The sequence below is a fragment of the candidate division KSB1 bacterium genome (genome assembly GCA_022562085.1).
In the GTDB taxonomy this organism is placed as follows: Bacteria; Zhuqueibacterota; Zhuqueibacteria; order Oceanimicrobiales; family Oceanimicrobiaceae; genus Oceanimicrobium.
Genome location: JADFPY010000234.1, coordinates 1 through 7,261, shown reverse-complemented (window position 1 = coordinate 7,261; position 7,261 = coordinate 1). Strand labels below are relative to the sequence as shown.

Here is a 7,261-nt window from a genome sequence, read left to right as displayed (position 1 = left end):
ACGGAGGCGCTCGAAGCCCGCGCAGGATCCCTCGTCCCGACATTCCTTTAAAAATATAATAATGAATTCGGGACGAGGAGCCGGAGCGGTATTAAAAAGACACCCTAATCAAATTAAGGATAGAGACATGATTCAGCAAGCAATAAAAACTGTCGTTGAAAGACACGATTTAACCCGTGAAGATGCTTACCAAGTCATGAACTGCATCATGGAAGGCGAAGCGACACCGGCGCAAATCGGCGCATTTATGGTTGCGGCCAAGCTTAAAGGGGAAACCTACCAGGAAGTTGCCGGGTTTGCCCAGGCGATGCGTGAAAAAGCAGACAGAGTGCACACACGCTTTTCCAACGCCATCGACTTGTGCGGCACCGGCGGGGATGGGGCCGGAACATTCAACGTATCAACCGTGGCGTCCTTTGTCGCTGCAGGGGGTGGCGTTCCCGTCGCAAAACACGGCAACCGTTCGGTTTCAAGCAAATGCGGCAGCGCGGATTTACTGGAAGCGATGGGCGTAAAAATTGATCTGGACGCAAAGCAAACGGGCCTCTGTTTGGACGAGATCGGCATTGCCTTTCTTTATGCCCCTGCTTTGCACAAAGCTATGAAATATGCGGTCGGACCCAGACGTGAGGTTGCGATTCGAACTTTTTTTAACATTCTCGGACCCCTTACTAATCCCGCTTTGGTGCGGAGACAACTTTTAGGCACCTACCACCCGGCACTCGCCCGGTTGATGGCGCAAGTATTGAATGAACTCGGCGCCGACCATATCTTAATCATTCACGGTGATGAATGTCTCGATGAAATCTCCATAGACGGCCCTACTTTAGTCGTTGAATTATTGGACGGAACGATTACTGAAAAGAAACTTTATCCCAAAGACTTTGGTCTAACTCCAAATGGAAAAAGCGAAATATCCGGAGGCACGCCGGAAGAAAATGCAGAATTGACTCTTGAATTATTAAAAGGGAAAAAAGGATCGGCCCGCGACATTGTAGTAGTTAATGCAGCTTGCGGCTTTCTGGTCAGCGGTCTGGCAAAAACTATTTCCGCTGGCGTTGAAATGGCCAAAGAGTCAATTGATACAGGGGCGGCTCTGAAAAAACTTCTGGCATTGAAACAAATGAGCAACGATATTTAACAATGGCTTTTCTAGACGAAATTCTTAAAAACAAAACCCAGGAAATCAAGCAGCGGATTGGAAAGAAGCCGATTTCCGAACTGTTTGAGCAAGTCGGAGGGCAGCGGCAACCGAACTCCTTTTCTGAGGTCCTAAGAAATGAAAAAGTTGTGCAAATCATCGCTGAAATTAAAAAAGCCTCTCCAAGCGCCGGCAGGTTGCGAGAGAATTTTGAACCTGTTGAAATTGCGGAAAGCTACCAAAAAAATGGCGCGGCTGCCATTTCCGTGTTGACGGACGAAAGATTTTTTGAGGGCAAACTGGATTACCTGGGTCAAGTACAGAAGGCCGTAGACATTCCTCTTTTGCGAAAAGATTTCATTTTAGATCCCTATCAAGTTATCGAGGCCAGGGCATTCGGCGCAGACGCTGTTTTATTAATCATGGCCATTCTTTCCAACTCGCAATTTGCTGAGCTGCGGGCGGCAGCGGACGAGATAAACCTGGACTGTTTGGTGGAAGTTCACAATACAAAAGAATTAGAAAGAGCGATGACGGCTGAACCTGAAATCATCGGCGTTAACAATCGCGATTTAACCACATTTGAGATTGACCTGTCCACTACGGAGAAATTACTTGAAATTATCCCTGAAGAAATTATTTTAGTCTCGGAAAGCGGTATTCAATCGCGTAGGGATGTCGAAATGGTAGGGCAGCTTGGAGTTGATGCGGTTTTAATCGGTGAAGCTTTGATGCGGCAAGAGGACGTTGGAAAAGCGTTAAGCGAATTTGTTGGAGCCGAAAAATGGTCAAGGTAAAGGTCTGCGGAATTACAAATCTTGAGGACGCCCGGCTTGCCTGTGGATTTGGCGCAGACGCCCTGGGATTCATTTTTTACAAAAAGAGCCCGCGATTCGTCAGTTCTGTTGCCGCCAAATCGATCATCGATTCATTACCGCCTTTTGTAGGCACAGTAGGCGTATTTGTAAACGCACTGTTGAGCGAAATAAACCAAATTTTGAAAACCGTGCCTATAAAACTCATTCAACTACACGGAGATGAATCGTGGGATTACTGCCGGCAGATTCCGCTGCCGGTTTTAAAGGTCTTTCGAGTCAAAAACGGTTTTGATTTAAGCATCATAAAAAAATACAAAACATCCGGCTTTCTATTAGATACTTATCATGATCAGAGTTACGGCGGTACGGGTAAAACCTTCAATTGGAATATTGCAAAAGAAGCCAAAAAGTACGGTCCGATTGTAGTTTCCGGGGGGCTTAACGCAAGGAATGTTCGCGAAGCCGTGGAGTTTGTTCATCCCTATGCAGTCGATGTCTGCAGCGGTGTGGAAGCGGAGCCCGGCAAAAAAGACTCCGAAAAATTAAAAGCATTTTTCCAGGAAATCCGTAAAACAGCGAACTACGATGAGTGAATCTCAATTTAAAACTAACGATTCAATTGCAGCTTTACCCGACAAAACCGGCCACTTCGGTCGATATGGTGGTAAATTTGTACCGGAAATCTTAGTGCCGGCGCTAACCGAATTAGAGGACGCCTATTTAAAGGCGAAAAGCGATCCGGCATTTCAAAAAGAGCTGAATGACCTTTTACAAGAATACTCCGGACGGCCCACGCCGCTTACATTCGCTAATCAATTGACCGCAAAACTCGGTGGCGCTAAAATTTATTTAAAGCGTGAAGATCTGAACCATACCGGTGCGCACAAAATTAATAACACCCTCGGTCAGATTCTTTTAGCCAAACGCATGGCAAAGAAACGCATCATCGCTGAAACGGGTGCGGGTCAGCATGGCGTAGCGGTGGCCACGGTCACGGCAAAAATGGGCCTGCAGTGCGTCATTTACATGGGTGAAGAAGACACAAAGCGTCAACACCTGAATGTTTTTCGTATGCAGCTCCTGGGTGCCGAAGTTATTCCGGTAACCTCCGGCAGCCGCACCTTAAAAGATGCAATCAACGAAGCGATTCGCGATTGGGTGACAAATGTTGGTGATACTTATTATTTGATCGGCTCGGTTGTCGGACCTCACCCCTACCCGGTAATAGTTCGTGATTTTCAATCGGTTATCGGGCGAGAAACTCGCAGCCAAATTCTCGAAAAAGAAAAAAGGTTACCGGACACTCTCCTGGCCTGCGTTGGCGGCGGCAGCAACGCGATAGGAATGTTTTATCCTTTTCTTAAAGATGCAGACACTAAACTGGTTGGCGTTGAAGCAGCGGGTTTCGGGCTGGACACGAATCAACATGCAGCCACTCTCTGTCGCGGAGAACCCGGCGTTTTGCACGGAGCCTATTCCTACCTCCAGCAAAACGACGACGGTCAGATCCAGGAAGTTCATTCAATATCAGCCGGACTCGATTACCCGGGCGTTGGACCGGAGCACAGTTTCTTAAAGGACAGCGGCCGGGTCGAATACACTGCCGTTACAGATACAGAGGCTTTAAAAGCTTTCTCACTACTTTCACAAACGGAAGGCATTATCCCCGCCCTCGAAAGTGCACATGCAGTTGCGCAGGCCGTAAAAATTGCGCCAACGATGTCAGAGAACCAAACACTGGTTATTTGTCTCTCCGGACGGGGCGATAAGGATGTGGATTTGGTAAAAAGTAAGTTGAATATTAAGAATGAATGACGTTGGTGCAAAAAGCCCATATTTTCAATTTTGGCTAATTGTGAATTCAATATTAACAACTAATAGATTCTTTGCAAATTACCTTATTGCACCTACGTCATGAATAGAATTTCAAACACATTTCAAAAAGTCCGGGGAATTGACGAAAAAATCTTGTCCATTTTCGTTACAGCCGGCTACCCACATCTGGAAAGCGCACCGGAACTGGTTTGGCAGCTCGAAGAATCCGGAGCCGACTTAATCGAGATTGGCATGCCATTTTCCGATCCAATTGCTGACGGCCCGACCATACAACATTCGTCAAAAACTGCTTTGGAAAATGGCATGAATTTAAACCTGGCATTGAAACAAATTCAAACAATTCGCCAAAAAAGTGAAATCCCAATTATTTTAATGGGATACTTAAACCCTCTACTCAAATATGGATTTGATAGGTTTATTAAAGACGCCGCCGAGGCAGGCGTGGACGGTTTGATAATCCCGGATTTGCTCCCGGAGGAATTTCAAACTATTGACCCGGAATTTAATGGTAGCAAATTAGGCATGAATTTTTTAATTTCGCCGAATACGCCATCGGCGCGCATTAAAAAAATAGATGCGGTGACCAGCGATTTCATTTACTGTGTGTCCGTCACCGGCGTCACCGGCCGGCGATCGGGTGTGTCTCACGGCTTGATTGACTTCTTGCAATCAATTCAATCTGTTGTCACTCATCCGCTATTGGTCGGGTTTGGGATCTCAAATCCGGAAGATGCAAACGAAATTGGCAGAAATGCTGACGGCGTGATCGTCGGCAGTGCAATCATAGATCTAATTACAAAATCTCGGGGAAACCAGGATATGCTTAGCTCTATTGGTCAGTTCGTGCAAAGATTAAAACTTGCCCTAAAAGGAGATTGAAATGGACATCGAGGATTGGCGTGAGAAAATAGATGAAGTGGATACACAAATTTTAGAGCTAATAAATAAGCGCTCGGAATTTAGTATCAAAATCGGTGAAATTAAAACAGACAAAGGGATACCAATCCATTCTCCTGAGAGGGAAAAAATAATCATGAACAGAATGCAACAAGAAAACCCTGGTCCATTAAGCGATGACAGGGTCCTCAGAATCTTTGAACGAATCATCGATGAATCCCGTAAATTAGAAAAAGACATCGCGAAAGATCAAATCTCAAACAGGCTTCACAAAATTCGACACCCTAAACAAATTAAACGATGAGCCCCAGACCAGAAGTCCCCCTCTCTTGCAAGAGAGGGGGATTTAGGACGATCTAATAAAACAAACCGTCAGAAAGCTTAGAAAGAACCAAACCAAAAGCGAGTCGATGTTTTGGCAGGCGGTGCGAAACCGGAAACTAAAGGGTAAGAAGTTTCTCCGGCAGCATCCAATTTGCTTTGAGATAGACGGCGGAAGAAGATTTTTCGTAGCGGACTTTTATTGTCATGAGAAGAGATTGGTGGTGGAAATAGACGGTAAGATACATATAAGGCAAAAAGATTACGATGGGTTTAGAACCCATATCATAAATACCCTGGGTATACAAGTGATTCGTTTTAAAAATGAGGAAATTGAGATGAATCTTGAGGCGGTGCTTGAGCGGGTTGCGGTGCATCTTTAACTCATCCCCCAACCCCCTTCTCTTAAAAAAAAGAGAAGGGGGCTTTCAGAGAGTGCTTAGAGTTGGGTGGTCTGTCCGGAGAGCAATGGACCATTTCAGAGAGAAGGTCATTTGCCCTCCGTCCCCCTTCACAATTGGGGGTGTTTTGGACAAAGATGCCGATTTCAGGCTTTGTGATTGCTTGAAAATAATGAGCTACATAAAATCAATAACTTCTGAACTTTGCGAAAGATCAAATCTCAAACAAAAAGGAGGGTTAGTCAATGGTTGTGGTGATGGAAGAGAATGCGTCTGAAGACGCCATTCAGAAAGTCATAAGCAGGCTCACCGAAATAAATTTTGATATCCACCGCTCGACAGGCGTCAATCAGACGGTTCTTGGCGCAATCGGAGATAAACGCGGCTTAGATACACGCATGCTCGAGTTGATGGACGGGGTTCAAAAAATCGTCCCAATAACCGAGCCTTTTAAACTCACCAGTCGGACATTTCAACCGGCAAATACGGTTGTTAAAATAAAAGATGTCACAATCGGTGGGGACCGATTGGTGATGATGGCAGGACCCTGTTCGATCGAAAGCCGGGAGCAAATCAAGACCATTGCAAAATTTGTTAAGGAAACCGGGGCCAATATCCTGCGCGGCGGTGCCTTCAAACCCCGTAGTTCTCCTTACAGCTTTCAGGGATTAGGTGAAAAAGGACTGGTTTTATTAAGAGACGCAACTACTGAAAATGGGTTGATTTGCGTCTCCGAGATTATGGAAAGCACTCTAATTCCTCTCCTTGTCGAGTATGTCGATATCCTGCAAGTCGGCGCCCGCAACATGCAGAACTTCTCTTTGCTGAAAGAGCTTGGTAAAATTAGAAAGCCGGTACTCCTTAAACGCGGCATGTCGGCAACTATCGAAGAAACACTGATGGCGGCGGAGTACATTATGGCCGGCGGGAACTACCAGGTTATTCTTTGCGAACGCGGGATTCGAACTTTTGAAAAATATACCAGAAATACTTTGGACATTTCGGCGATTCCAGTTATCAAAAAATTGAGCCACCTGCCTATTATTGCCGACCCAAGCCATGCTACAGGCCGCCGTGATAAAGTGGCTCCGATGGCCCGCGCAGCTATTGCAGCCGGCGCAGACGGACTCATTATTGAAGTCCACAACGACCCGGACAATGCCCTTTCAGATGGTGCGCAGAGTTTATTCCCCGAGCAGTTCGAAAAACTCATGAAAGAGCTGGTCATTATCGCTCAGGCAGTTGGAAAAAAATGGCAGTAAGCTTTGAAAAGGCGGTTATTATCGGCCTGGGGCTAATCGGCGGTTCACTGGCCGCTGCATTTAAAAGAAAAGGAGTTTTGGAAAATATAATAGGAGTTGATAGTGAATTCGTAATTAGAAAAGCCAAAGAAAAGAAGCTGATCAACAAAGGATTCGAAAAGCACAAACTTCAAGAAGCGGTAAAAGACGCAGATTTAATTATCCTCGCTACCCCAATTAACCAAATTCTAAAGCACCTCACTCTCCTGCCACAATTTGTAAAACCTGGCGTTTTAATCACCGATGTCGGTAGTACAAAAAGAGCGATTGTTGAAACAGCAGGAGAACATCTTCCCGCGAATGTTTACTTTTTGGGAGGCCACCCGATGGCTGGGTCGGAAAAAACCGGCCTGGATCATATAGACCCTTTTCTTTTTGAGAATGCTATTTATGTCCTCACCAATCACTCAGCTTCTGATGATCTAGTAAAAAAGTATGTAGGGATCATTGAAATAATTGGCGCAAGTGTTTTATTTTTAACGCCAGCGGAACACGACGAAATCGCTGCTGTGGTCAGTCATTTGCCACAAATGCTCGCGGTAACGC

Annotated in this window: 9 protein-coding genes; all 9 read left to right on the top strand. The window is 45.6% G+C overall.

All coding sequences use genetic code 11. The annotated features are described in order from the left end of the window. Positions 1-127: 127 nt before the first annotated feature. Positions 128-1,141: an anthranilate phosphoribosyltransferase gene (trpD, locus tag IH879_16455; GenBank protein ID MCH7676518.1), complete on the top strand. Its 1,014-nt coding sequence runs from the start codon at positions 128-130 to the stop codon at positions 1,139-1,141. A 2-nt stretch (positions 1,142-1,143) separates the two neighbouring features. Further along, entirely contained in the window at positions 1,144-1,938 is a 795-nt protein-coding gene (trpC, locus tag IH879_16450; GenBank protein MCH7676517.1) for an indole-3-glycerol phosphate synthase TrpC, read from the top strand. Beyond that, a complete protein-coding gene (locus IH879_16445; protein MCH7676516.1) occupies positions 1,926-2,552 on the top strand; it encodes a phosphoribosylanthranilate isomerase in 627 nt (208 codons plus the stop codon). The genes trpC and IH879_16445 overlap by 13 nt, the downstream gene beginning before the upstream one ends. Further along, positions 2,545-3,774: a tryptophan synthase subunit beta gene (trpB, locus tag IH879_16440; protein MCH7676515.1), complete on the top strand. Its 1,230-nt coding sequence runs from the start codon at positions 2,545-2,547 to the stop codon at positions 3,772-3,774. Before IH879_16445 ends, trpB begins: the two co-directional genes overlap by 8 nt. Before the next feature lie 99 nt (positions 3,775-3,873). Beyond that, positions 3,874-4,674: a tryptophan synthase subunit alpha gene (locus tag IH879_16435; GenBank protein ID MCH7676514.1), complete on the top strand. Its 801-nt coding sequence runs from the start codon at positions 3,874-3,876 to the stop codon at positions 4,672-4,674. 1 nt (position 4,675) lies between these two features. Next, positions 4,676-4,996, top strand: a complete 321-nt coding sequence (gene pheA / locus IH879_16430; protein ID MCH7676513.1) for a chorismate mutase — start codon at positions 4,676-4,678, stop codon at positions 4,994-4,996. 55 nt (positions 4,997-5,051) lie between these two features. Continuing rightward, a complete protein-coding gene (locus IH879_16425) occupies positions 5,052-5,396 on the top strand; it encodes an endonuclease domain-containing protein (protein MCH7676512.1) in 345 nt (114 codons plus the stop codon). Positions 5,397-5,659: 263 nt separating this feature from the next. Continuing rightward, positions 5,660-6,676: a 3-deoxy-7-phosphoheptulonate synthase gene (gene aroF / locus IH879_16420; GenBank protein MCH7676511.1), complete on the top strand. Its 1,017-nt coding sequence runs from the start codon at positions 5,660-5,662 to the stop codon at positions 6,674-6,676. After that, positions 6,601-7,261: prephenate dehydrogenase/arogenate dehydrogenase family protein (locus tag IH879_16415; protein MCH7676510.1), on the top strand; the 661-nt coding region annotated here is incomplete at its 3' end. The genes aroF and IH879_16415, both read left to right, overlap by 76 nt.